22 protein-coding genes, 1 tRNA gene and 2 pseudogenes are annotated in these 24,571 nt (G+C 36.9%); 6 read left to right on the top strand and 19 right to left on the bottom strand.

The window, feature by feature from the left end; translation table 11 throughout:
• Positions 1–135: 135 nt before the first annotated feature.
• Genes IPH52_11305 through IPH52_11325 form a run of 5 tightly spaced genes read right to left on the bottom strand, consistent with a single transcriptional unit; the run spans position 136 to position 4,499 of the window.
• Entirely contained in the window at positions 136–807 is a 672-nt protein-coding gene (locus IPH52_11305; protein MBK7055621.1) for a hypothetical protein, read from the bottom strand.
• A gap of 12 nt (positions 808–819) precedes the next feature.
• Positions 820–1,620 (bottom strand): phosphate ABC transporter ATP-binding protein, encoded by an 801-nt coding sequence (gene pstB / locus IPH52_11310; GenBank protein MBK7055622.1) that lies wholly within the window; start codon positions 1,618–1,620, stop codon positions 820–822.
• A gap of 14 nt (positions 1,621–1,634) precedes the next feature.
• Positions 1,635–2,516, bottom strand: a complete 882-nt coding sequence (gene pstA / locus IPH52_11315; GenBank protein ID MBK7055623.1) for a phosphate ABC transporter permease PstA — start codon at positions 2,514–2,516, stop codon at positions 1,635–1,637.
• Complete coding sequence (pstC, locus tag IPH52_11320; GenBank protein MBK7055624.1) at positions 2,513–3,487, bottom strand: phosphate ABC transporter permease subunit PstC; 975 nt, start codon at positions 3,485–3,487, stop codon at positions 2,513–2,515. The genes pstA and pstC overlap by 4 nt, the downstream gene beginning before the upstream one ends.
• A 43-nt stretch (positions 3,488–3,530) precedes the next feature.
• On the bottom strand, positions 3,531–4,499 hold the full coding sequence (locus IPH52_11325) for a PstS family phosphate ABC transporter substrate-binding protein (GenBank protein MBK7055625.1): 969 nt from the start codon (positions 4,497–4,499) through the stop codon (positions 3,531–3,533).
• A 408-nt stretch (positions 4,500–4,907) separates the two neighbouring features.
• Here IPH52_11325 and IPH52_11330 point away from each other — a divergent pair, with 408 nt between their 5' ends.
• Positions 4,908–7,904 (top strand): SpoIIE family protein phosphatase, encoded by a 2,997-nt coding sequence (locus tag IPH52_11330; protein MBK7055626.1) that lies wholly within the window; start codon positions 4,908–4,910, stop codon positions 7,902–7,904.
• A gap of 23 nt (positions 7,905–7,927) precedes the next feature.
• Here IPH52_11330 and rfaD read toward each other — a convergent pair.
• Positions 7,928–8,880: pseudogene (gene rfaD / locus IPH52_11335) on the bottom strand (ADP-glyceromanno-heptose 6-epimerase).
• Between the two features lie 171 nt (positions 8,881–9,051).
• Here rfaD and IPH52_11340 point away from each other — a divergent pair.
• A complete protein-coding gene (locus IPH52_11340) occupies positions 9,052–10,635 on the top strand; it encodes a hypothetical protein (protein MBK7055627.1) in 1,584 nt (527 codons plus the stop codon).
• A 16-nt stretch (positions 10,636–10,651) separates the two neighbouring features.
• On the opposite strand, the gene IPH52_11345 is transcribed toward IPH52_11340, so the two are convergent.
• The 5 genes from IPH52_11345 to IPH52_11365 form a co-directional block, all read right to left on the bottom strand.
• On the bottom strand, positions 10,652–11,287 hold the full coding sequence (locus tag IPH52_11345; protein ID MBK7055628.1) for a prepilin-type N-terminal cleavage/methylation domain-containing protein: 636 nt from the start codon (positions 11,285–11,287) through the stop codon (positions 10,652–10,654).
• A 6-nt stretch (positions 11,288–11,293) separates the two neighbouring features.
• Positions 11,294–11,836: a prepilin-type N-terminal cleavage/methylation domain-containing protein gene (locus tag IPH52_11350; protein MBK7055629.1), complete on the bottom strand. Its 543-nt coding sequence runs from the start codon at positions 11,834–11,836 to the stop codon at positions 11,294–11,296.
• A complete protein-coding gene (locus tag IPH52_11355; GenBank protein MBK7055630.1) occupies positions 11,796–12,362 on the bottom strand; it encodes a type II secretion system protein in 567 nt (188 codons plus the stop codon). The genes IPH52_11350 and IPH52_11355 overlap by 41 nt, the downstream gene beginning before the upstream one ends.
• Positions 12,362–12,655: a hypothetical protein gene (locus IPH52_11360; protein MBK7055631.1), complete on the bottom strand. Its 294-nt coding sequence runs from the start codon at positions 12,653–12,655 to the stop codon at positions 12,362–12,364. The genes IPH52_11355 and IPH52_11360 overlap by 1 nt, the downstream gene beginning before the upstream one ends.
• 98 nt (positions 12,656–12,753) lie before the next feature.
• Positions 12,754–13,476, bottom strand: coding sequence for a hypothetical protein (locus IPH52_11365; GenBank protein ID MBK7055632.1), 723 nt, complete (start codon positions 13,474–13,476; stop codon positions 12,754–12,756).
• Positions 13,477–13,599: 123 nt separating this feature from the next.
• Between IPH52_11365 and IPH52_11370 the strand changes: the two genes are divergently transcribed.
• Complete coding sequence (locus IPH52_11370) at positions 13,600–14,844, top strand: hypothetical protein (GenBank protein MBK7055633.1); 1,245 nt, start codon at positions 13,600–13,602, stop codon at positions 14,842–14,844.
• Positions 14,845–15,309, top strand: coding sequence for a chemotaxis protein CheX (locus tag IPH52_11375; GenBank protein MBK7055634.1), 465 nt, complete (start codon positions 14,845–14,847; stop codon positions 15,307–15,309).
• 255 nt (positions 15,310–15,564) lie between these two features.
• Here the strand turns inward: IPH52_11375 and IPH52_11380 are convergent, their stop codons facing one another.
• The 7 genes and pseudogenes from IPH52_11380 to IPH52_11410 form a co-directional block, all read right to left on the bottom strand.
• Positions 15,565–17,016 carry a hypothetical protein gene (locus IPH52_11380; protein ID MBK7055635.1) on the bottom strand — a complete coding sequence of 484 codons (1,452 nt, stop codon included), beginning with the start codon at positions 17,014–17,016 and terminating at the stop codon, positions 15,565–15,567.
• Positions 17,017–17,820 carry a hypothetical protein gene (locus IPH52_11385; protein ID MBK7055636.1) on the bottom strand — a complete coding sequence of 268 codons (804 nt, stop codon included), beginning with the start codon at positions 17,818–17,820 and terminating at the stop codon, positions 17,017–17,019.
• Positions 17,821–17,879: 59 nt separating this feature from the next.
• Positions 17,880–19,118 (bottom strand): ATP-dependent Clp protease ATP-binding subunit ClpX, encoded by a 1,239-nt coding sequence (gene clpX, locus IPH52_11390; protein MBK7055637.1) that lies wholly within the window; start codon positions 19,116–19,118, stop codon positions 17,880–17,882.
• A gap of 31 nt (positions 19,119–19,149) precedes the next feature.
• Positions 19,150–19,749: an ATP-dependent Clp protease proteolytic subunit gene (locus IPH52_11395; protein MBK7055638.1), complete on the bottom strand. Its 600-nt coding sequence runs from the start codon at positions 19,747–19,749 to the stop codon at positions 19,150–19,152.
• Between the two features lie 3 nt (positions 19,750–19,752).
• Positions 19,753–21,087 carry a trigger factor gene (gene tig, locus IPH52_11400; protein ID MBK7055639.1) on the bottom strand — a complete coding sequence of 445 codons (1,335 nt, stop codon included), beginning with the start codon at positions 21,085–21,087 and terminating at the stop codon, positions 19,753–19,755.
• A gap of 43 nt (positions 21,088–21,130) precedes the next feature.
• Positions 21,131–21,202: transfer RNA gene (locus IPH52_11405), tRNA-Gly, on the bottom strand.
• A gap of 82 nt (positions 21,203–21,284) precedes the next feature.
• A pseudogene (locus IPH52_11410) lies at positions 21,285–21,948 on the bottom strand (arylesterase).
• Positions 21,949–22,093: 145 nt separating this feature from the next.
• On the opposite strand from IPH52_11410, the gene IPH52_11415 reads away from it, so the two are divergent.
• Together IPH52_11415 and tsaE are read left to right on the top strand one after the other, a co-directional pair.
• Positions 22,094–22,948 (top strand): Hsp33 family molecular chaperone HslO, encoded by an 855-nt coding sequence (locus IPH52_11415; protein MBK7055640.1) that lies wholly within the window; start codon positions 22,094–22,096, stop codon positions 22,946–22,948.
• 141 nt (positions 22,949–23,089) lie between these two features.
• On the top strand, positions 23,090–23,509 hold the full coding sequence (tsaE, locus tag IPH52_11420; protein MBK7055641.1) for a tRNA (adenosine(37)-N6)-threonylcarbamoyltransferase complex ATPase subunit type 1 TsaE: 420 nt from the start codon (positions 23,090–23,092) through the stop codon (positions 23,507–23,509).
• A gap of 206 nt (positions 23,510–23,715) precedes the next feature.
• On the opposite strand, the gene IPH52_11425 is transcribed toward tsaE, so the two are convergent.
• Positions 23,716–24,342, bottom strand: a complete 627-nt coding sequence (locus IPH52_11425; GenBank protein ID MBK7055642.1) for a hypothetical protein — start codon at positions 24,340–24,342, stop codon at positions 23,716–23,718.
• Positions 24,343–24,571 lie beyond the last annotated feature (229 nt).

Raw genomic sequence — 24,571 nt, forward strand, 5'->3', positions numbered from 1 at the left:
AGTTTTATTCTTCCAAAGAATTTACGTGAGTGTTACGATTTAATTTTATTTGTCATCCCCGATTTCTTTTGTCGGGGATCTCAAGTAGTAGAGATTCCCGACTGAAAATTTCGGGAATGACAACTTGATTTGAGTTTAGATAGATTTGTGTCCGTCTACTTCGGTTAGGAATTTCTTTTTAATATTATCTTCTAGAAAAATGCGAAAGCTTTTTTGGTATTTGGGAAGTTTGAACTTATCACTGATTACTCTTTTGTCACTGAACTTAATTTGCGAAGAGGGATTAAAATAGGCTTTGGCGTTTTCAGTCGTGAGAACAAAAGGAGGCATTCCTCCACGTAACAAAATCCAACTCGCGATGATGGAGCCAGTTCTATGATTTCCTTCAATGAAAAGCTGGGGCTGACTGAGAACACCTACAAAGATTTCAGCCGCTACTTTACTGACTCTATCGTGTTCGTAATGCTTTTTATACCATCGCTTGATGGGAGGAAGTCCTTCAAAGAATCTCTGTCTTGTTGCATCTAGATGATCCATATATTCCATTCGTAAATGTTCGTTGTGACCACATAATACAATATGATTTAGCTCTAACATTTCTAAAACATGCTTCTCGGAAAAAATATCTACCTTATTAATCAATAATTCGTTTAAGCGTTTATAGGCTAACACCATGTTATACGCTACAAAGTCATTGAACTCATCTCTCGGAACTTGAATATCTTTATTGATCTCAGGAAATCTTTGTTTTACTTCTTCAAAGTTCTTTTCAATTTTTTGTATATCACAGACGCTTATCTTGGACAAGGTAAATCCTAATTAGCCGAAGCGACCGTTGAGGTAATCTTTTGTTAGCTTCTCTTTTGGATTATTGAACATTTCTTCTGTAGTTCCTTTCTCTACTAATTTCCCATGATAGAAAAGACAGGTAGTGTCTCCGATACGTGCGGCTTGTTGTAAATTATGCGTTACTATAATCACAGAATAATCTTTTCGTAACTCAACAATTAATTCTTCAATCTTAGAAGTAGAAATTGGATCTAGAGAAGCGGTTGGCTCATCCATTAGTAAAATTTCTGGCTGCATCGCAATGGCGCGAGCTACACAAAGTCTTTGTTGTTGTCCGCCTGATAAAGAGTATGCATTTTGTTTTAGTTTGTCTTTTACTTCATCCCATAGATAGGATTTTTGTAAGGCTGTTTCTACTAGCTCGTTTAAATTTCCTGTGTATCCATTTAATCTTGGACCGAGTGCTATGTTTTCGTAAATTGATTTTGGAAAAGGATTTGGACTTTGGAAAACCATTCCCACACGTAGACGAATTTCTACAGGATCAATTCCGGGAGCATAAATATCTTCACCTTTTAAAAGTATCTTTCCTGTTACGCGGCTACCTTCAATAAAATCATTCATTCGATTGAGTGATCTTAGGAAAGTGCTTTTGCCACAACCAGAAGGTCCAATGAGTGCCGTGATTTTGGATTCCTCAATGTCTAAATTCAAATCAGTTATCGCAGGATAATCACCGTAGAAAATATCTACATTTTCACAGTGAATTGTTACAGGAGTTTTTTCATCCGTAGATTTTTCTCCAATTGTTACACCAAATTTTGCAGTCATGAAAATCTCCTAAATCATCTGTTGATACCGCGTATCTTGTTTTGAAAATATATTCTAAGTCCAATTGCAATTACATTGAGGACAAATAGCATCGCAAGTAAAACTATAATGCTAGATGCCGCCAATGCGTGAAATTCTTTTTGTGGAAAGCTAGACCAATTGTAAATCTGAATGGATAATACACTGAAGCTATCGAGTAGTCCCGAAGGAAGAAAGGCAACATAGGTTAATGCTCCCACCATTACAAGAGGAGCAGATTCTCCAATCGCTCTTGACAATGCGAGTATTACGCCCGTTGACATTCCGGTTGCAACCATTGGTAGAACTTGGTGTTGAATCACTTGCCATCTTGTTAAACCAAGACCATATCCTGCCAATCGAAAAGATTGAGGTACGGCGCGTAACGCTTCTTGCGATGCAATTGTTATGATGGGAAGAATTAATAAAGCCATCGTAAGAGAAGCAGCAATTAAGCTTCTTCCTAAATCCATAAATCTTACAAACAGAGTAAGACCAAGAATTCCATAAATGATAGAAGGCACACCCGCAAGATTTTGAATGTTTAATTTTACAAATCGAATGAAGCGAGTTTCTTTTGCATATTCTTCTAAATAAATCGCCGCCCCAATTCCTAATGGAACAGAAATTAATGCAGTGAGAAGCATCATATAAAAAGTTCCGACGATGGCAGCTAGAATTCCTGCTTTGTCATGAAAGCGAGAAGGGTAGCTAGTTAAAAAATTCCAATTGAGAGTAGAATACCCTTGAATTAAAATATCACCTAATAGAATGACTAAAAATAGAATGACTGAGAAGTTAGCCGCAAGACAGAAGGTTTGAAACAATACTCCGAAAATAGCGTATTTGGCTTTCGTTTTGTTGAATTCGTTTTTCATTTGTAGATTTCCCTGTATCGTTTTATAATCGTAGTTGCGATCATATTGAATACGAAAGTGATTAAAAATAACATCAATCCAACAGCGTAAATGGTATAGTATTCCATTGATCCCGCAGGAGTGTCGCCGAGACTAATCTGAACGATAAATGCTGTCATTGTTTGAATCCCGATAAAATAATTCCATTCCATATTAGGGGAAGCTCCGGCGGCTAACGTTACTGCCATCGTCTCTCCCACCGCGCGAGCAAATGCTAAGATAAAAGAAGCAATGATTCCGGAAATGGCAGAGGGAACAATGACTTTGGTTACTACATTGAACTTGTTCATTCCAACGGCGTAGGCTGCATTTCGAATGGAAAGAGGAACTGCTCGAATTGCTTCTGCTGAAATCGAAGACACGAGCGGTATACAGGAAATACCCACTACAATGGAAGCAGAGGTAGCATTGAATAATTCTACTTTGTTAAATATTTTTTGTAAGAAGGGAGTGATTGCGAATAATGCAAAGTATCCGAATACTACAGTTGGTATACCGGAAAGAATTTCAATGATTGGAGTCATGAAACGATCCATCTGCTTACTTGCATATTGAGTTAAATAAACTGCTGTTCCAAATCCTAGTGGTAAGGAAATAACAGAGGCACCAATCGCTATCATGAGAGTGCCAGAGACTAACGGTAATATGCCGAGCTTTTTAGATTCACCAAAAGGCTCCCATTTAGTTCCCGTCAGAAAATCAAAAATGCTATATTGCCTAAAAAGCTCTATAGCATCCCAAAATAAAATCGTTATAATGAAAAGAGTTACACCAATCGTAATCCAGGAAAAGGATCTCAATGTGTAACGAATTGCTCTTTCTTTAAAGCTGTAAGAAGGTCTTTGACCAAATCGGGAAAATACCTTAGATCGATCACCGCAGGAAACTGCCTGTGTTAATAAGTTGCCTGAGCTTTCCTTGTTTTCTGCCATAATGATTTCCTTATAAAAGGGGAGCTTTCACTCCCCACTGCAATTAATAAAGTTCTGCTAGAGGTTTGTGTTTGTCTTCTTTGGATTTTACAATCGTGCCCTTTACTTTGTCAGAATATCTTTTCTTTACTTTGTCGTAAATAGAATCTGGTAAAGGAATGTATCCAGTTTCTTTTGTGAACTTGGCTGCATTGTCTAGATAAAATTTGATAAATTTATCCACACTTTCTGCTGTAGTAGAAGCTACTTTTACATAGATAAAAATTGGTCGAGATAAAGGAGCATAGGTATTGCTTTTGATGTTCTCGAAAGTAGGCTCAATTGCTTCTTTGGTTTTTGGGTTTACTACTTTTGCTAGAGAAAGTTTATCTTTGTTATTTTCGTAATAAGCAACTCCGAAGAACCCGATTCCACCTTTCGTTCCAGCAACACCGGTAACGATTGTGTTGTCATCTTCGCTAAAGCTTACACCTTGTTGACGGAAGTTGTCTTTTTTCTTAACAATCTCTTCAGCAAAATAATCGAAAGTTCCAGAGTCTTGTCCTGGAGCAAATGCTTTAATTTCTATATCAGGCCATTTTGGATTTAGTTCTTTCCAAGTCTTTGCATAACCATCTTTTTGATAAATTTTCTTTAAATCTTCAATGGTTAATTCTTTTGCCCAATCGTTTTCTTTGTTTAATACAATGGATAGTCCATCATAACCAATTGGTAGCTCAATAAATTCGATGTTCTTTCCTGCGCAAGATGTGATTTCTTCTTCTTTGATATATCTAGAAGCGTCTGAGATATCGGTTTCGTTATTGCAAAACTTTTTAAATCCCCCGCCAGTTCCAGAAATACCAACGGTAACTTGAATACCGCTTCCTTGCTTACCAAACTCTTCTGCAGCAGCCGAAGTAATTGGGTAGACTGTGCTAGAACCATCTGCTTGTACTTTATTGCTTTTCTTTCCACAATTTCCAAAAGTTAAAGCAATGGAAATTAGAATTAAAATTGTAAGTTTATTCATAAACGACCTTTTTTGTTAAGATTTTTTATACGGGCAAAAAATTAAGCAAGGACTTGTATTATTAAGCCACTTGGATAATTTTAAATTTCAATAGAATCCATTTAACTCGCTAATTATTACACCCTTATAACAGCAAAATTACTTCTATAAAACTTATCAAGAATAAGTTCCTGTTTATCTCGAAAAGTTAGCTTTGATTTTTTTATATTTCTGAATTATTTGCTTGCTTTCTAGTCTGTTTCATGTATTTTGAGCGCCTGATTTATGGGCATCTACGACTTCCTCAATAAAATATATTTTAATTTCTCCACCGTCGGCTCTCTCATACCCGCGCTTTTTTTCTTACTGACGGCAGGATTTCTACTCAGAATAAAAAATAAGTCGAAGGCGACTTTTCACCTAGGAATTGTGTATTTGCTTTTTGGACTTGTTCCCCTGGACTATTTTATCAATTTTTCCCTGTATGATCCTGTTTCTGTGTATACTCGCTGGATAAGTGCTGTCATTTCCTTACCTGCGTCGGTACACTTGATTCTGTTTTTCTTGTATTTCCCTGAAATTAAAAAACCGAAAGCAGCAAAGCCAATTTTATATGCTGGTTGGGTAATCACTCTTTGCGTTTGGGGTTACTATGTATTTGCCACAATACAGGCACCAAAGGTTTATAACTTTTCAGGACACTATTGGGATTTTGATGCCGACCCGGTGCAAGAGTTTTTAGGGATACTCGTGTTTGTTTCGGTGTTAGGCTTTATCGTAACTGCACTCTGGAGAATTTACAATGCTCATGGCAAGGATGTATGGGTATTATCCGCGCTCTTATTGTCCGCAATGGTAGTCACTGTAATTCCTTCTGTTGCTAATATCCTGAGTCGTAGAGGGATGATTGAAAGAGGGACTTTCTTTGGATACTTCGCCCTTCTTGTAATGCTTGGAACTTTTTCTTTGATTGTAGTTTATATCAATAACAAAAAAGACAAATCTTCTTTCATGACCAAGATAATAGGTATTAGCCTCGTTACTTTCTTTATGGTGTTGCAGGCGGTTGGTTATTTTTCTATACGGGACAGAGAATCTACATTTGATGAACTGAAAGCAAAAGATGTTAGTTTGATATTGCATCAAATCTCAAATCCAGAAGACTTACGATATGTGAAATACTATAGCATCGAGAAGGATTATTTTCTTTCGAATGCAATTACAACAGAGACTAATTTCGATTTAACCGAAATGAAAATCGAGATGATTAATTCTTTTTACTATGATTCAATTTCTAAGCTTGAAAGTTCTGATAAAACAAAAGAATCCGATGAAAAGGTAATTTCCATTTTAGACAATATGCCTACTTACCTCGAAGCATATAAAATTTCTATCCTAGATGCACAAAGGATTTCAAAAGAGCAAAACACCGAATTTAAAATGGGTAAGTATAGTGTTGACCTGGAAAAAAAACTTTGTGTGAAGAGAAAAGAAATTACAAACCTTCCCGAAAATAACTTTAAGACTTTACTGAATACCTATTTAGAAACAAAGAATGAAATTTACTTTCAACCATTCAAGAAAAGTATGCTCTCTTATTTGCAAAGGAGTAAATCGGAAGGGAAAGAGCTTAAAAATGAAGTGTTGTGGTTTATTTCCGTTATGCGTCCCTCTCTTTCTCGATTTTATAGAACAGACTTAAAAACGGGTGAGCATTTTGTTTCTTATTTTTATTCTGATCTAAAGTATCAGAGAATGTATGAAGTAGGATTTAAATATCTTTCTTTTAGAAATTATATTCATACAACATCTCTGCGTTATACGCTTGTTATCCTTACGGTAGTTTGTCTTGTAATCTTTGGATTTAGACTTTTTCTTTACGGTGCTTTGATTCAGCCACTCGATTCTCTGATGGCGGGTGTCACAAAGGTTAATAAAGGAGACTATCATGTTCGAATTCCGATTTCCGTTTCTGATGAGCTTGGATTCTTGGGCAAATCTTTTAATCGAATGGTGCGATCGATTCGTGGTGCAAAATCAAGGCTTTTGCGTCATGCAGGCGAGCTAGAAGCAAAAGTAAAAGATAGAACTTCTGAGCTTGTGACAACGATAGGAGAAATCCAAGAACTAAAAACACACCAGGATGGAGATTATTTTTTAACTTCTCTTCTGATTAAACCTTTGAGCAAAAATAATAATAAGAGCGAGCGAGTTCATGTAGAGTTCATGATTTCGCAAAAGAAAAAATTTCAGTTTAGATCTTATAAGGAAGAAATTGGTGGAGACATCTGTGTATCCTACAACATAACACTGCGTAACCGCCCGATGAGTGTTTTCTTAAATGCAGATGCAATGGGAAAATCTATGCAGGGAGCAGGCGGGGCACTTGTAATTGGGGCAGTGTTTCAATCTATCATTCAAAGAACAAAATACAGCAACGAAATGCAAGCGGAGTATCCGGAGAAATGGTTGAAGAATACATTTGTAGAATTACACAAAGTATTCGAAAGCTTTAAAGGCTCTATGCTTGTTTCTATTCTAATGGGTCTTGTAGAAGATGATACTGGCTTTATGTATTACGTGAATGCCGAGCATCCTTATACAATTCTTTACAGAGACGGAAAAGCTGACTTTATCGAGAAGAGTAGTCTACTTCGTAAACTTGGAACGATTGATATGCAAAGCTCTGTATTTGTGCAAACCTTTCAGATGCAGCCAGGCGATATTATCCTCTCAGGCTCCGATGGAAAAGATGATGTATTTCTAGGAACCAATCCAGAGGGAGGAAGAATTATTAATGATGAGGAAACCTGGATATTAAAAAAGGTAGAAGAAGGGAAGGGGGATCTGAAAAAAATCTACACTAGCATTTCACAGAGCGGAGAGTTAACGGATGATTTGTCGCTACTTCGTGTAGAGTATGATTCCCATGTGATGGACTTTGTAATTGATTTGGATATGGAAGAAGTTGATGCAATGCTCCTTGAAGCCAAGGAATTTCAAAACAGAAAAGGACATCCAAAAGCAATTGAGATATTAGAAAACGCATACAAAAAAAGTCGCAATCATATTCAGCTAAATAAAACCCTAATCAATCTTCATCTACATGCGGGAAATTTCAGACGAGCAGCAAAACTAGCGGAAAGTTTTTCAGAGAACTATCCAAATGAATTCGATTACATATACATTGCCTCTTTTGCTTACAAACGTGCGGCACTCTTTGAAAAAGCACTCGAAGCGGCAGACCGGCTAAAGCTTCGTTACCCCGACATGCTTAAGAATCTAACTAATCTGGCAGAAATCCATTTCTTCTTAAAGGATTATAAAAAATCCCTGGAGATGGTTCGCCGCGCATTAAAACAAGACCCAGAAAACATTCGCGCCCTCTTGACTAAAAAGAAATTAACAGCTTTGAACGTGAAGTAGGACATTGCGGTAATTTCTTGATCCTATTGCAGCAAACTCACGTATTCCGCTATTGCATTTTCTAGGCTTGTAAATCCTTCTGCGTATCCGGCGGTTATCAGCTTGTCGATTTCTGCTTTTGTGTAGTATTGATACTTGGGGCGAAGGCTTTCTGGCATTTCCACATAATTGATATTAGCCGGTAAGTTCATTGCTTTGAATAAAGCTCGGGCTAAGTCGTTCCAGGTTTCTGCAACACTCGACCAAGATTAAAGAGTCCGTATTTTTTATCTAAGAGTAAAAAGAGTGTGATTCTAGCAGCGTCCTTTACATAAAGGAAGTCTCGCTTTTGTTCACCGTCCGCATACTCGCTATGATACGACTTGAATAAGTTTAAGGCTCCTGTGGCTTTGATTTGTTCGTATCCTTTGTGAACTACGCTTCGCATATCAGCTTTATGTGCTTCTCCAAAACCAAATACGTTGAAGTATTTGAGTCCTGTAATTTTATCAGAAAATCCTTTCTGTCTTGCGTATAGGTCAAACATATGTTTGGAATATCCATACATATTGAGCGGGCGAAGTTGAGAAATATCCATTCTATCGTCGTAGCCATTAGCCCCATCTCCGTAGGTGGCAGCACTCGATGCATAAATAAAATCTGCTTCATTAAAAAGAGAATATTCGCAGAGAATCTTTGTGTATTCAAAGTTATTTTGTATCAGATAAGACGCGTTAGTCTCAGTCGTGCTAGAGCAAGCTCCCATATGAATCGTATGAGTGTATTTCTTAAATGGGTTTCCATTTTGGATGCGATTTAGGAAATCATCTTTTTCGAGGTAGTCTTTGTATTTTAAGCCTAAAAGATTTTTCCATTTCTCAGAACTTCCTAGATGATCTACTATGAGTATATCCGTTTCATCCATTTGGTTTAATTCTCTTACAATATTAGAACCAATGAGCCCTGCACCGCCGGTTACGATAAATTTTCTTTTCATACTTCCATTGAGGAAAATACTGATTTTGTGTAAATACTAAAAAGAACCTCAAGAATGAAACGATTTTCAAAATTCATTTTCATTGGTTTGTATTTTTAAGTCTTGCAGGAAATGGAAGGTCTTGAAACGTATTCTAAAGAATCTATTTGCTTCGATGGGAGGAATTGAGACATGAATGCACAGAAAAGAATCACAATCTCAGTCATGTTATTATTATTTTTATCTATATCTTTTCTTACGCCGGTCATTTCCGTTTTTCTAAATTATGGAACGAATACAGGAATTTTAAACACAAAGTATTTTAATCTACTTCTTCCCGCGATTGTCACAACTCTACTCGCGTTCTTTCTAATTTATTTACGACAAAAAGATTCATTCAATTTTACGTCAAGGCATTCAATTGGATTAATGTTCTTATTCGCATTGTCTATTTTGCTTTTTGCTTCCAATCCTGTATTCAAATATGTAAAATACACAGGATTTATTTCTCTCCTCATTTTAATTTCAATTTGGATAGAGCCATTTGTAAATTCTGATCCAATTAAGAATGCATTGAAGTATACAAGCATTAGTCTCACTTATGCTCTGCTTTTTCTTGGAGTGTTAGAGCCCGGATTTATTTTTACGCAAGTAGGTAAATTAGAAAATCTAAATCCGTTTTATAAGAAGGAAGGCTTTGTTGATTTTTTAGGTTTATTTGACAATACTAGAATTTTGGAAGGCGGATACTTGAAACCTGATATTCATTCTAACTATTTAATTGGGGATGGATCGATTGGTAAAATCAATATTAACCACTTAGGGTTTAGGAGTAAATGGGAATTAGTCACTCCAAAGCCCAAAGACGAATTTAGAGTTTTACTTGCCGGTGATAGTTTTACAGTTGGATATAGAATTGACGATCAATTTACGATGGGTGGACTGATTGAATCAGAGCTTGCGGGGGATAATAAGCAGACTGTAAAAACCTATACGGCTGGTTTATTTGAGCAGTATTCAATTCTCTTATGGCAGAAAAAATATCCAGATCACTTTAATGCGAATACTCTCATCGTTGGTATTTGTCTTGGTAATGATCTCGTTCAAACCTATACCAAATTAAAATCCATAGAGTTAAATCAGAGTTTTTCGTATCATCCAGTGAATGATCCCTATTACGACCAAGTGATGGGTAAGGAGAATTTGCCGCTCTCTGCTTTGGATGCGAATGCAAGTTTTAATTATAATGTATGGAATCCAGCTACTTCGATTCGAAAAGAACTTAGAATTGTTGAATTGATAAAATTATATCAGCCAACGGGAATCTGGACAATGCCCCTACCGGGCTCTATACCTGCCTGGGATTCAATGAATGGGTTCGGCGCTTTCCTTAAAAAGTCAGATGTAACTTACAAAGAACTATTTCAATACTTTGAGAATACACTCGTTGCGATTGATAAGAATGCAAGTCAGAGTGGAATCAAAGTTCATTTCATTGTATATCCAATGCGTTTCCAACAATCAGAAGGCGAGTGGAATGCTACAAAGGAATTGTATGGACTAAATACTTCGGGCTTTGATTTAGAAAGTCCCAATCGGGTAATAGCGAATATCTGCTCTAAAAATAATTTGTCTTGCTTGGATTTGTTACCAGTGTTTAAAGAGAACGGAAAACAGATTTTACATTTTCCATTCGATCAGCATTGGAATAAACAGGGAAACCTAATTGCAGGTAAAGAGATAGCAAGGTTAATTCGAGAGAATTATTTTAAGTAACCGCACGCTTCCAATTTTACTTAAAAAATACACCGGGGTAGGCGAGGGTTTCGTATTTAAGCTCTGTATCGCCTACTAATGCAATCAGTTCAATTCTTATTAGCTTGGGAATCTTTTTTAAATCAGCAGAACTCCAATCGTCTTGCCATTTGTCTCCCCTCTGAGAATACTTCAATTGAAAACTTCTCACATGAGAAAGAATCATATGCTCTGTTCCTCCATGTCTAGGATCTGCGTCCACCATTTCGTCTTCTCGTCTCATCAAATAATAGTATTCACAGTCATCGCACATCTGTCTTAGAAAGTAACCGACTTCTCTCACAGAAGGATTTCCAGTTTCTTCTGAATTTGTATGGTTAGCGGCAAATACTACACTATCCGCTCTGCCACCCGTAGTGCTTTCTGTTTTTGCTTCGAAGATAAGTCGTTTGTGACCTTGAACATAGAATACTTGCGAGAAAGTAGAGCGAAGATTTTCTAAGGCAAAGAATATTTCTTTTCGTGTAGTTCCTCCGCGGGGGTCTGAGTCTCTAGATATTTTTAAGGCAGCATAATAAGCTCCAAAGATTCCACTGAATATCACACCGAGAATCGCAACCACAATCGAAAGCTCGATTAGTGTCATACCTTTTCGTCTTTTATTTTGTTTCATATAGTTTTAGAAAGTGCTCGATTTTAGAGTCTCAGCGGTATATACCTTTTCGCCGTAACCGGAGGGGAAGAATATGCTTACCTTGATGCGGAAAACTTTGATTATCCCACCCGTCTTTGAGCCGGTCGTCTTTCCTCTTTTCTTTAAGAGATCATCCATTTTAGAATTTGCATTTGTGCCGAGTAGATCGTCTGGATTCGCTTTTTTTTTCTTTTCTCCCCCCTGCTCGGAGAGTTTTAATAAATCCAGTTCCTCTTCTTTGATTTCTGTTTCGAATCGATATCCTTCGTAACCCGGTATGTCTCCCTTGGAGCTCGTTGTTTCTAGTTTAGGACTTGCATCTATTTGTGCCATTTTGATCTTTGCTAGGAACACCGCATTCGTAAGAGTAACCGCTTGTCGCTGTAAAGATAAGCCTTTGCTGATAAGAGAAAATGTAAACACTATCGCACTTGCAGCAATGGCAAGTGCAATGGAAATTTCGATCAAAGTAAAGCCGCGTCTAATATTATTTATCTTCATCTGGATCCTTGATTCGAAAGGTATTATCTTGACCTGCTCCGGAACTACGATTTACATCTCCGTTCTTCACTACAATTTTTCCATTGTATCTGTAAAGCAATACGGATTTAGTAATTGTATTTGCATCTTCACCTAAATGGATATTGTAATCTCCTGCCACTCCATCATGTGTAAATGGAATCACTAGATGACCGGTTTCATATTTTACTCCGCGAAGATCAGTCACATTCACAACTCGATTGTTAGAGGGAAGAAAAACTTCTAAGACTTTTTTTTCTTTGAGACCTTCGTCTGATCTAACTAACTTCGATGCAGTGTATTTATTTTTTTCCATATCAATATCAAATAGGACAGTTTGATTAGATATAATCGCAGTTTGATAGGCGTAATAAAGTCCCGCTTTCATTTTATCGGATGTGTCTTTAGAAGAGGGGCGAATGAGACCAGAAATACTACTCACCATCAAAGCCATTAGTAGTCCAAGAATGGAAATAACTACAATGATTTCAATCAAGGTCATACCACTTCTGATTTTTCTTTTTGGGATTTTCATTATTTATAATTAATTTCTTCTTTTACAACATCATCCGAGCTTGATTTACAAGCTGCATCATACTGACAAAAACTGCCAATGAAAATATTGGATTCTAAGCTTCCATTGCACTCGGGTCTAGATTTATTTCCCGAACAAAAAAGGATAAATGCATTTACGCATCTCTTTGCCCCTTCCTTTTGTTTTTTACAATCAGCATCTTCCGTGATATTGCAACTGATTAGAAAAGATAGGATTAAAAATAATATTTTACGCGCGATTCGTTTATTCAGTAGGATGAGTAATAATTCCATCGTATCTTTTATCGGTGTTCCGCTCCAAGCATTCGCGACCAGCGCCTTCGCATGTTCATCGGTGGTAATCTTTTAAAATTCTTTCTGAACGGTGTATATTAAGAATTATCCTTCATGACAATGGACTTGAGTCTTGCTACTTCTTCGCTGAATATAAGTGGGACAGGAAGAAACCGTTTCTTGGGGATAATACTGAATGCCTGCTCGAAGAATATTACCTCTGCAATGTCGGAAAAAGCATAATCTGTGAGTAAGTTACCTGTAATAAATTTAAAGGAATTATTTTGATGTTGGATTCTCGCAACGCCAATACGTTTGAAGTTTTGAAACATATTTTCACTCCAAGCAGTAGATTTCAAATCTTTGGATTGGAATGGAATTGTCCTAGAATAATCTAAGAATAAAAGTCCGTTTAATTCTATCGTTGCCGTCTCTTCCTCAACAGGAATGGTTTCCATTCTTTCACGAGTTTCTTGGATTGTATTTAAGCTTTTCGTCTGCACGGTTTCATAAAAAGAAGAAATGGAACTTTCTTCCGGAAAGTCTTCTAGAGTAGGCATTTCAAATTTTGTTTCTTCTAGTTTTGGTTTTACAGTAGTCGTCGTTGCCATTCGTCTCTCCTGTCTGATCTTACGCTCTAATTCCGTTGAGCCTTTGTATTCCGGATAACGAAAATTAAATAGAATCTTTTTTGTTGCGCGAGGGGAATTCCTTACTACTTGAGCTTTAGGCGCTTGTTTAGGCATTGGTTTCTTTGAACTCGCGACTAGCTCGGGACCTATGCTCGCGATCACAAAAAACAGCAAACCGATTAATATCATTATTGTTGCAAGGTAAATCATTTATATCTTGAATATCCTATTAATTTGGTGAAAAGTAAAGTAGTTTTTATTTCTTTACAAGAATCCTATTTTAAAAAGAGTAATAAAATAAAGAGAGTTAAGATGATACTTGAAGAAGAACCAGTAAGCATAGCACAGAAAATTTATAGAGTTTTCGCGGGGCTATTTATCGCAGTTTTAGTTGTGATGTTAATTTTTACTTTTATTCCAGGCGATGCAGAGCAAAGTTTGCTTCGAACCATCACTGGTCAAGACCAGATGACAGCCGGAAAAGTGGGCGATGAATCCATTCCTGTGGATTATTTTAAAGCAGCAAGGCTTGAATGCTATTATATGTTTAAGCAACGTTATCCTACCATTGCAGATGATCGCTCTATGCTGGAAAATTGTGCTTTCAACCAAGTAAAATCTTTGAAAATAGATAGAGTTCTCGGAACTGCAGCAGGGTATTATGTATCTGATCTTTCTATCAAGGAAGATATTTCCAATGAAGCAAGACGCATTCATAGTCAATCCGGAACATCTGCTGGCTATGCAAGCGACGAAGTTCGTAGTGTAGACGAAATATACCGTTCCATTTTACTTTCCGTTCCCATGCATTATAGACAGGATTCCGTGTTATCTTCTGATTTGTATGAGCGTTTTCTTTATACAGATGTAAAAGAAACGGAAGAAGAACAAAAGGTTCGCTCTGAATTGGAAAATGTTCGCATTTCCTTATCTTACGTATCTTTCTCAGATGAAGAGCTTTCTAAATTAGTGGGAGAAATTCCGGCTGTTACGGACGAAGAAATCAAGAAGGAATACGATGCATCGATCGCAAATAAAACAATTCCTATGGGTGCTGATGGAAAGCCTCAAACATTAGAGATAAGAAAAGCTTTCATTTTTAACAAAATTCAGACAGAGGCAAAAGAAAAGAAGCTTTCTGAATTAAAAGCTAAGATCCTATCTGTTAAAGGTGCTGAAAATGCAAACTTGGCAGCGATTGGAACCATTTCAGGATCTAAAATCCAAGAGTTAAGTAAGATATCTCTTTCTAGCTTGAATTCTCCTAATAAAGATGCAAAGACAGAGTTGCCTAAGTTTTTATCTAGCTCTACCTTTTTGAAAGATATTACAAATATGTCTTTTGGAAAAGGCAAAGTAGGTGGTCCTTATACTGACAAAGATAAAACTTTTTATGTTGAATTTAAAGAATTAACAATCGATTCTGGTAATTCAGTTGGGAAGACTGTTGCATTGAACGATAATGGAAGTAACAAGGTAAGAATGTTTTTATACGAAATCAAACAAAGTCTTAACGGCATATATCCTATTCAAAGAAATGATAAATCGGTAGAGTAAATGGAAATAAGAGCGGAATTTGTTAATCCCTTTATTGAAGCGGCTTCTTTAGTCTTTAAAGATTCACTCAAAGTTGAATTGATTAGAGGAAAATTAAAGATTAAAGAGAGTCCAGCACCTTCACACGAAGTTGCCATTGTAATTGGAGTAGTAGGGTCATACAAAGGGGAAGTAGTATACAGTATGAACCTGGATGCCGCTTATAAGATTGCAAAGCAGCTTGTGCCTTCCCTCGATGATGAAAGCGTGAAAGATGAATACAAGGACATTATTGGTGAGATTGGGAACATGACTACTGGTAACGCTCTTAGGATTTTTGCCACCAGTGGTCAGTTCATTGATATTACTACACCTAATGTCATTGAAACGAATGATTCGTCTATTAAATTTATGAAAGCAACTACTTTGTCTCTAAATCTATATTCTAGATTTGGACAAATCGAAATCAATATAGCTATTCTTTAATTAACACAGAGCGTCAGGTAATGGTGGGGTATGTTGATTTCTCCAGTCATTTCGAACACCACTTGACGGCTGGATTTGCTGCATAGGAAATATGCGGTGTGAGAAATCTATTTAGCAATATAACAATAATGCGAGAAGGCCGCTAGAGCCTACGTTTCATCGAGGAAGGCAAGATAGACATGGCGAAGGCGCTGGTTCGCGATTAAGCGAAGGGTGGATGATAAAGCCGTTCGGGGTGACAGTAAAACAAAATTCCTAGTTCTCTAATAACTCTAATCTACTCTTAACAAAGTTTAGATACTGACTATTTTTAAAATGGGGTTTGTCTCTATTCTTTAAAAACAACTCATAGTATTTCTTCGCTCGAGTCAAATTTCGAATGCTTGTGCTTTCTTCGTAGATTCGTCCACTTAAATAAATCGCGTCGTCTGCGAATTCACTATTGCTGTGATTCAAAATAATATTGGACAAATGATCGAGTGCCGGTGTGTGATCTCCAATTGTATATAAGAGATGAGACAAAGCCCAGAGAGACTTAGGTAGGATAGCGTTTGTTTTTGGAGCTTCCGTGATGATAGAAAGATGAAAAGGAATTGCTTCTTCTTTTAATTTTTTGTCTCCCTTAGCTGAGTTCTCCAATCCAACGGCTAATTCGTATAATCCCTTAAATCTAAATTCAGGATCAGAAATTCCTTCTATGACATTCTTGGCTTCATTTTTTTTCCTATCTAATGCAAGTAAACGAATTTGATCCATCTTTGCAAGATTAGAAATTTCTCCATCCCCCGAAGTTGCTGCATTTAGTTCAGGAGTTGCTGACGGTTTATCATTTCGATTCAGATAGTATTTAGATCGTTCAAAGGGAGCGGCAGTTTCGTCTGCCTGCTTTTTGTCTTTACCTTTCTTGCTCGATGGTTTATCGATATTGGGTAATTTTGTATCTGGAATAATAGTAGGAGTAGTCTCTACTGCTTTCTCTTTTTTTGCATTCGGATCTTTGGCTTTAACTTCTTTAGTTGGAGACTTATTTGAAGTATCCTCTACACCATATTGTCCTTTTAAATCCAATTTAGAATTAGGAGTCTTAGATGGCTTTGTAACTTCTTGTTTTTCTTTGCCTACTAGAGCTTTGCCAATTTCATTTGTTGGCTTGGTTTCCGTTTTCACTTCTATCTTTTCAGGTTTACTTTCTTTCTTTACTTCAACAGGAGTAGGGGTTTTTACTTCTTCTTTTATGACTACTGGTGGTTTCGAGTCCTTAGCTGCAGGAATAACTTCTTCCAATTTCTTTGGCTCGACTTGAACAGGATTTGGTAAATCAATCTTAGGAAATACAATTAATTTTTCGAGAGGTAATTCAGCATTTGCTCCTGATTCATTTTTTTTATCTTCTGTTAAAGATTTCTCTGATTCTATTTTTTTGAATTCAATAACAGGCTCCTTTGAGTCTGGGTCAGGAGGAAATGGAATCGATAAGGATTTCTTTGTCTGTTCTTTTATTTGAGGGGAAGTATTCTTTGCCTTTTTCCTTTCTAGCAAAATAGATTCTTCTATTGTAATATTTTCAGGAAAAGGAATATGAATTTCTTCTTTGAGATTCTTCTCTTGCGATTCTAATGTGGTAAATGATAACAGTCCACTTATACAAATGACTAATGCTTTATTCTGGAGAGATATTTTATTGAACTTAAGATTTGTTTTTTTCATTTATCTATCGCCATTAATGGGTAATAGTTTCCCCTTTTTATCTTGCTTCTCTGATTTCTCTGGAACCTCAATTTTACCTGTGTTACTTTTTAATAGCCTTGATTCATTCGTATTATTGGTATCGTTTGCGTTTTGGGAATCTTTGCTGGACTCCTTTTTGTTAAGAATCTTTTTTTCTGGATGCATGTCTGTATTTACTTTATCAAGGACTGAATTTATTTCTCGACTCTCTGTATTGCTCAAAGGATTATCAAAGCTATCCTTTAGATAAAGTTTTCTTTTTGTCTTTTGAGTTGCATCTGTATTCTCATTTCTAGTCGGAGTAACGGTTGGAATTTCTTGAGAAGGCGCTGTATCATTTAATTCTGCAAGAGGGGAAGTTTCTCCTTTTCTTTTAAATGCTCTAAGGCTCTTGCTATTTTCGACCATTGTATCATCTGGTGAATAAATGGAATTAGCCTCGTTTGTTCGTCCATAAGGCTCGTATTGCTTTGGAGTTTTATATATTTCATCACTTAAGAGGCTATCTGAGCTTGGCATTCGAATGTTCTTACGTTTTCGGTTGTAATCTCTCTCAATGTCTTCTTGAAAAAGGGACTTTGTATCCTTTGCAAGCTCTTGTCCTTCTTGGGTGGCACTGCCTTTTCCTCGAACATAACCATAATACATCGCATACATGATTGCTAATACCAAAATACCTACCATTACTTTTGTAAGTAAAGAGGAAATGCTTTCTGGGATTTTAGCTACTAAATCATCTAAAAATCCTAGAACATCGTTGGGTTTAATCTTCTTGAAATCCATTATTTTATCCTTCGGACTTAATCATGGATTTTTTCATCCCTTTTTATCGTGGGATGAGTTTAAGCGATTTTTTCTTTAGGCTTGAGGATAAGAAGAGGAGCATCTCCGTTCATGACAGATTCTTCCGTTATGACTACTTCTACCACATCTTCTCTAGAAGGAATCTGAAACATCAAATCCATCATAATATCTTCTACAATAGCACGAAGCCCTCTAGCACCAGATTCTCTTTTGATAGCCTTGGTAGCAACTGCATTGATAGCTCCGTCAGTAAACTTAAGAACTACATTTTCTAATTCAAAAATCTTAGCAAATTGCTTCATAATAGAGTTCTTGGGCTCAGTAAAGATTTGCTTTAAGGTAGCAACGTCTGCTTCTTCGAGAGTCGCAAGAATAGGCAAACGACCAACAAATTCAGGGATCAAGCCGTATTTTAGTAAATCGTCTGGAATTACGTTCTTTAAGACTTCTGTTTTTTGTAAATCATCTAGGTTTGCACTTGCATCTGAGTTAAAACCAATTGTTTTTACGCCAATTCTTGATTTGATAATTCTATCTAAGTCAACGAATGCTCCACCGCAGATGAAAAGTATATTTCGAGTATCAATAGAAAGATAGTCTTGGTGTGGATGCTTTCTTCCACCTTGAGGAGGGACGTTCGCAACGGTTCCTTCAATGATTTTGAGGAGAGCTTGCTGAACACCTTCCCCGCTTACATCTCTTGTGATAGAAGCACTGTCATTTTTACGGGAAATCTTGTCGATCTCATCGATGTAGATAATTCCAAGCTCTGCTTTCTTAATGTCGTTATCCGCATTTTGAATGAGCTTTAGAATGATGTTTTCTACGTCCTCTCCCACATAACCAGCCTCTGTTAAAGCAGTTGCATCTACGATGGCAAAAGGAACTTTTAGAATACGAGCAAGGGTTTGCGCTAATAAGGTCTTTCCGCTACCGGTAGGACCGATCAAAAGGATATTTGATTTTTCTAACTCAACGTCATTTTTTCCAACATTAAAATGAATTCGTTTGTAATGGTTGTAAACGGCTACAGAAAGGGCACGCTTAGCATGGTGCTGACCAATTACATACTGGTCTAAAATTTTTTTAATTTCTTGGGGCTTCGGAACATCCGCTATATGGGTAGGTCTCTCTAAATGAGCAGGCTCATCCGCGATAATCTCTGTGCAAAGGGAAATACACTCGTCACAGATATACACTCCAGGTCCTGCAACCAATCTCTTGACTGCATCCTGCTCTTTACCACAAAAGGAACAATGTAATTTTTCTTTTCCCATATTCGTCGGTTTCTTAGTTGAAGCCAAAACCTTATCCTACCTTAGGTTTTTTTCTGTCCGTAATGACATTATCTATGATGCCGTAGGCTTTTGCTTCTTCGGCTGTCATATAGAAATCTCTTTCGGTATCTCTTTCGATTGTCTGGATATCTTTTTCTGTGTGTTTTTGATAAAGGGAGTTGATGATGCTTTTTACTCGTAGTATTTCGTTTGCTTGAATCTCTATATCACTAGCCTGACCTGTTGCGCCACCGGATGGTTGGTGCATCATGATTCTGGCGTGCGGAAGAGCAGAGCGTTTTCCTTTTGCTCCTGCTGCTAAAAGCAAAGAAGCCATAGAGGAAGCCTGCCCAAAGCAAAGAGTTCTTACTTCTGGTTTGATGTATTGAATAGTATCATAAACAGCTAAGCCAGAAGAAATATAACCACCCGGAGAGTTGATATAAAGATAAATGTCTCTTTCAGGGTTATCAGCTTCTAGGAATAAAAGCTGAGCGGTTAAAATATTAGCAAATTCGTCGTCAATTCCACTACCAATGAAGATGACTCTGTCTTTGAGTAGACGAGAAAATACATCGGAGCTTCTTTCTCCTCTGCTGGTTTGCTCTGTAATATATGGTACTATTGGCATAAATTAGTTATCCTTTTTGGAGCCACCTAGAATTTCTGAAGCGCGGCTGATAGAAATTTCACTATTCCCTTGTTTGTTCGAATTGGAAAGTAAAAAATCATACACTTTTTGCGAAATCAGGTTTTCGTAGATATTTCTATAAATTCTTTCTTTTGATTCTCGGCTGCTTTTCTCTTTTTCTCCAAGTTGGAGCTGAGAAAATACAGCTTCCATTTCTTCAGGGGCAACTGTTTGGTTTTCCTGTTTTGCAATCTCATGAATCGCTAGATAAAACTTAATTTGGTCTACGGCTCTATTATGGAAGTTAGACTTAATTGATTCTAAATCAGATCCCACTAATTCAGCATATTTCTCCATTGGCATATGATCTAGGTTGTAGTCATGTGAGAATTGGTGGTATAATGCATGGCTTTCTTCCTCAATTAAGGAATTTGGAATGCTAAAGCTTGCATTTTTAACTACTTCCGAGATAAGGTGTGTGGAATAATGAGCATGTAGCTTGTCATCTGCGAACTTTTTCAAGTTTTCCTTCATCTTATTCTTAAGCTCTTCCATTGTAGGAGTCTCGTCCCATTCTTGGGCAAGATGATCATCTAACTCAGGGAGAATTACTTTAGAAATAGAATTGACTGTAATTGTGAAAGTAAATGTCTTTCCTACTAATTCCGCAGAAGATTCGCTATCGTAGGTATAATTGAAAGTTTTGGTTTCGCCTTGTTTGAGTCCGATGATTTCGGCGTCTAATTTCTTTTGTTTTGGGTTTAATCCAATATAGTATTGAGTATTTTTGGAGTCTTGAACAGATTCTCCGCTTTCATTCTTAGTTTCGATGTCAATGTCAACTAAGTCAGTGTCCTGCGAAAGCTCATCTGCCTCACGAGCCTGGGTTTTAGAAAGTTTTAATTGAATGTCTTTTAACTGAGGTTGAATATCTTCATCTGTAATTTTAACATCGTAAACTTCTACCTCAAGTTCTTTATATTTGCCTAAATGAATTTCTGGGGCGGTCTCATAAGTTGCTTTGGCAATGAGAGTGCTATGTCTTTCAAATTTTTCAATTTCAATTTTAGGAGGCTTGTAAGCTTTAAAAGAAAGAGTAGGGTAGAGACCATTGATAGAGTCGGTGAGTAGAATGGTTACAGCATCATCTGAAACGGTATCGCCTAGCATTTTAATGACCATTTCGATAGGAGCTTTGCCCTGTCTAAAACCGTTTACTTTTACTTTTTGGCTGGCTCTAATATATGCTTTCTTGAAGGCTTCTTCAATGTCTTCCGGTGTATAGGTCAAATCTAATTTTGCTGTAGCGTCGTCGTTAATTGTTACTTTGTATTCCATGGATTGCTCTTTGTATTGTATTGGGGGTGAAAAAAATACATTAAGCGGGAAACGGGATTCGGACCCGCGACCCCCTCCTTGGCAAGGAGGTGCTCTACCACTGAGCTATTCCCGCAAAACATTGGTGATATTTCCATGAAATTTCTTCTATGAGATTTGTAAAATATTTTTTAGGATTTATAACTGAATTGTTTAGGTCACTTTACCAATTTCTTCACACTTGGATAAAGTGTTTCCGCTAGAAGCTTATGACCTTCTGCGGTTGGGTGGATTCCGTCTTTTTGATTTAGGTCTTTTAGACCTGCGACTTTTTTCTAGCAAGAAAGGGGATAACGGGATGTTTTCCTCTTTGGCGAGTCTGGGATAAATAGAATCAAATTTCTTTACATAACTTGGACCCAGATTTGGAAATGTGAGCATTCTGACTAAGAGGATTTTGACCTCTGGATTTTTCTCGCGAACTTTAGAGATGATTTTTTTTAGGTTGGTTTCAATGACTGTTGTATCAATGCCGCGCATACCGTCATTTGCCCCTAGCTCTAAAACAAAATAATCTACTCCTTTTGAAATAGACCAGTCGAGTCTTGCAATTCCTCCTGATGTAGTGTCTCCACTGAGTCCTGCGTTGATTACTTTTAAATCGATTCCATCTTTTTTTAATTTCTCACCAAGTAAGAATACAAAAGATTCTTCAGGACTATTTAGACCCATTCCAGCTGTGAGACTATCGCCGAAGAAGATTATTTTTTTTCGTGAGTCTGTTTCGATTTTCTTTGCCGGACTGCCTTCATTTGATTCTGATTTACATGCATAAAAAATTCCAAGAGTAAGAATAAGTAAGTAAGTGATTTTATTTTTCATAGGTTTCTAAAAAAGTAAAGCAAACGACAAAGCTTTTTGTCAATCTAGAAAATTTTAAATGGAGCGAGTAGCCGGGGAAAATAAACCTAAGAAAGCTTTTTTTAATTGACGTAGGATTTTTGCAGAGATTCGATGCATGGAATATATGGATAAAACAGATTCTTATTTAGTTGGTATATTACCGGAATACAATTTTAGATTTTTACTAGCAGATTGTTCTAATTCTGTAAGAGAAGTAATTCAAAGACATGAAATGGAAAATTCTTCTGCAACACTTGTCGGAAAGACAATGATAGCGGCGTTTTTTTTAGCGGGTCTTGTAAAAGAAGAGACAATGATTAGCATACAACTAGAAGGAGAAGGGGATGTCGAGCGGGTAATGGCATACTCGGATAGAATGGGTAGAATGAGAGGAATGGCAAAGCACAATACCATTCAAGCAGATCCATCTGATACCACTCTTGGAATTGGAAAGGGGATATTCCGTGTTACTCGCTGGGGCGGAGTGCAGAAGTTACACCAATCTATTACTAAATTAGAAGACACTGTATTCGAAACAAATCTACTAAATTATATCAATGAATCAGACCAATTGATTTCTTTTGTATCTATCTTCACAGATATTGACGCAAGACCTGTGCGTGCCTGCGGAATGATCTTTCAAGCTTTACCTTTTACAAGCTCAAGACAGATTGATGATTTGATGGATAAGATTTCAAATATTGATATCGATCAATCCAAAATATTTTCGGGAAGTATAGATAGCACATTGAAGCTAATGGAGAATATGCTCGAAACCAAGGCTGATATTTTGGAAGTAGGGATTCCCGAATTCTACTGTGGATGCACACTCGATAAAATTAAAAATGTAATTGTATCAATCGGAAAAGAAGAAGCGTATTCGATCATAGAAGAAAGAGGAAACATAGAAATGATCTGCGAATTCTGCCGCGAAAAATACCTATTAGACGCAGAAGAAGTAAGACTTTTATTTATTTAAACTGAACCTAACTCCAATTTTTATTACTTGTATTGTATTACCGATAAAGTCCCCTTCCCTAGGGTGGATTAGGGAAGGGGCTACTTATTAGGATTCTACAAGTAGTTAAAGTCCGGGGTTAGGTCACACTACTATAAAACAATGCAAATTACATACAATTTAAACGAAATAGATAAACCAGTATCTTGCTTACGTGAGATGCTAGTAGAGCGTAAGATTGATTATCCCGTGATACTTCTAACAGGAGAAATGGGGGCGGGCAAAACTACATTTACCTCTCATTTGGTTCGATCGTTTAATGAAAGTCTAAATCCAAATTCTCCCACATTTAATCTAATGAATGAATATAGGACTTCCGAGTTTAGTATTTTTCATTTTGATTTGTATCGTCTCAAGTCTTCTGAAGAAGTAGACAATCTAGGCTTTGAAGAAATTTGGGGAAAACAAGGATTATCCATCGTAGAATGGTGGCAAATAGCAACTGATTATTTTGATAAGTCAGCAATCGAAGTAAAACTAGAAGTTGTAGATGAACAGAGAAGACGATTTACTGTGAAATAGACAGATTTGCCACTGAGCCACGGAGACACAGAGAGTTATTGGATTTTGCCAATTTTATTCAAGTGCATCATGTAAAAGAGAGCAAATGGAAAAATCGGATTCAAATTATAATTGAATAATAACCGTTAAATACGAAATCAAACATTATTCTGTGAAGTAGACTCTCTCGAAATCTCTCTGTGTCTCAGTGCCTCTGTGGCATTGTATTATGCTGAGTAGTTACAAAACTCTCCTAGATACTGAGAATTGGAAACTTGTTGCTTTTGGTTCTGCCTGAATGCATAGGCATGAAAGATTGCTCCATTCCAGAAAGAAGGAAACTTTACCCTAAGACTTTCCTCTTTACCAGAAGATTGAGATTGAATAGATCGATAGTTTTCGTTGAGAGGGAGTAGAACAAGGTATACGGTATCCGATTTGTCAGTGATGGATTTATTCTTCCATTGAAAATAAAAGGAAGAATTCTCAGGGCTTGCGGATACTACCTCTATGCCTTTGAGAGTTCCTTCACTTAGAACCAATTGCGGGTAATCAGTCTTTAACTCACCTTCCAAGTTTAAAATAGAAGAGTGGTTGTATTTAAAAAAAGCATTTCGCTCAGACATAGAAGAAGTGTGAGATTTAAATCCGATAGCGGCTGATTGGGATAATCCTCTAAACACACTACTGAGCAATTTGAATTTATCTCTCGCTATAATTTGTGCCTGCGTGGGCTTTTTTTTTGAGGGACTTCTCTTTGCTCTAAGAACGACTGTGTTTTTCCATTTGTAAAAGTTCAAATCTCCAATGCTTCCAGAGAGATCCTTAAATATTCCATTTTGTAATTTTGCCATAGGTGGCTCCTTTGTTATAATGTATTATGATAATTGAAATAGTATGCCTGAATTGGTAAGAAAGGGTAGGTAAACTAAGTGTATTACAAGATAACTATCGGTAAACTACTTAAATAAATGCAGAATAAAAGGGACGTAAGAGGGACATAGAAGCCACATAGAAGCCACATAGAAGCCACATAGAAGCCGAACTCGGCTTCTATGTGGCTTCTACATTGCCCCTAGATTG

Source organism: Leptospiraceae bacterium, assembly GCA_016708435.1.
Taxonomy (GTDB): domain Bacteria; phylum Spirochaetota; class Leptospiria; order Leptospirales; family Leptospiraceae; genus UBA2033.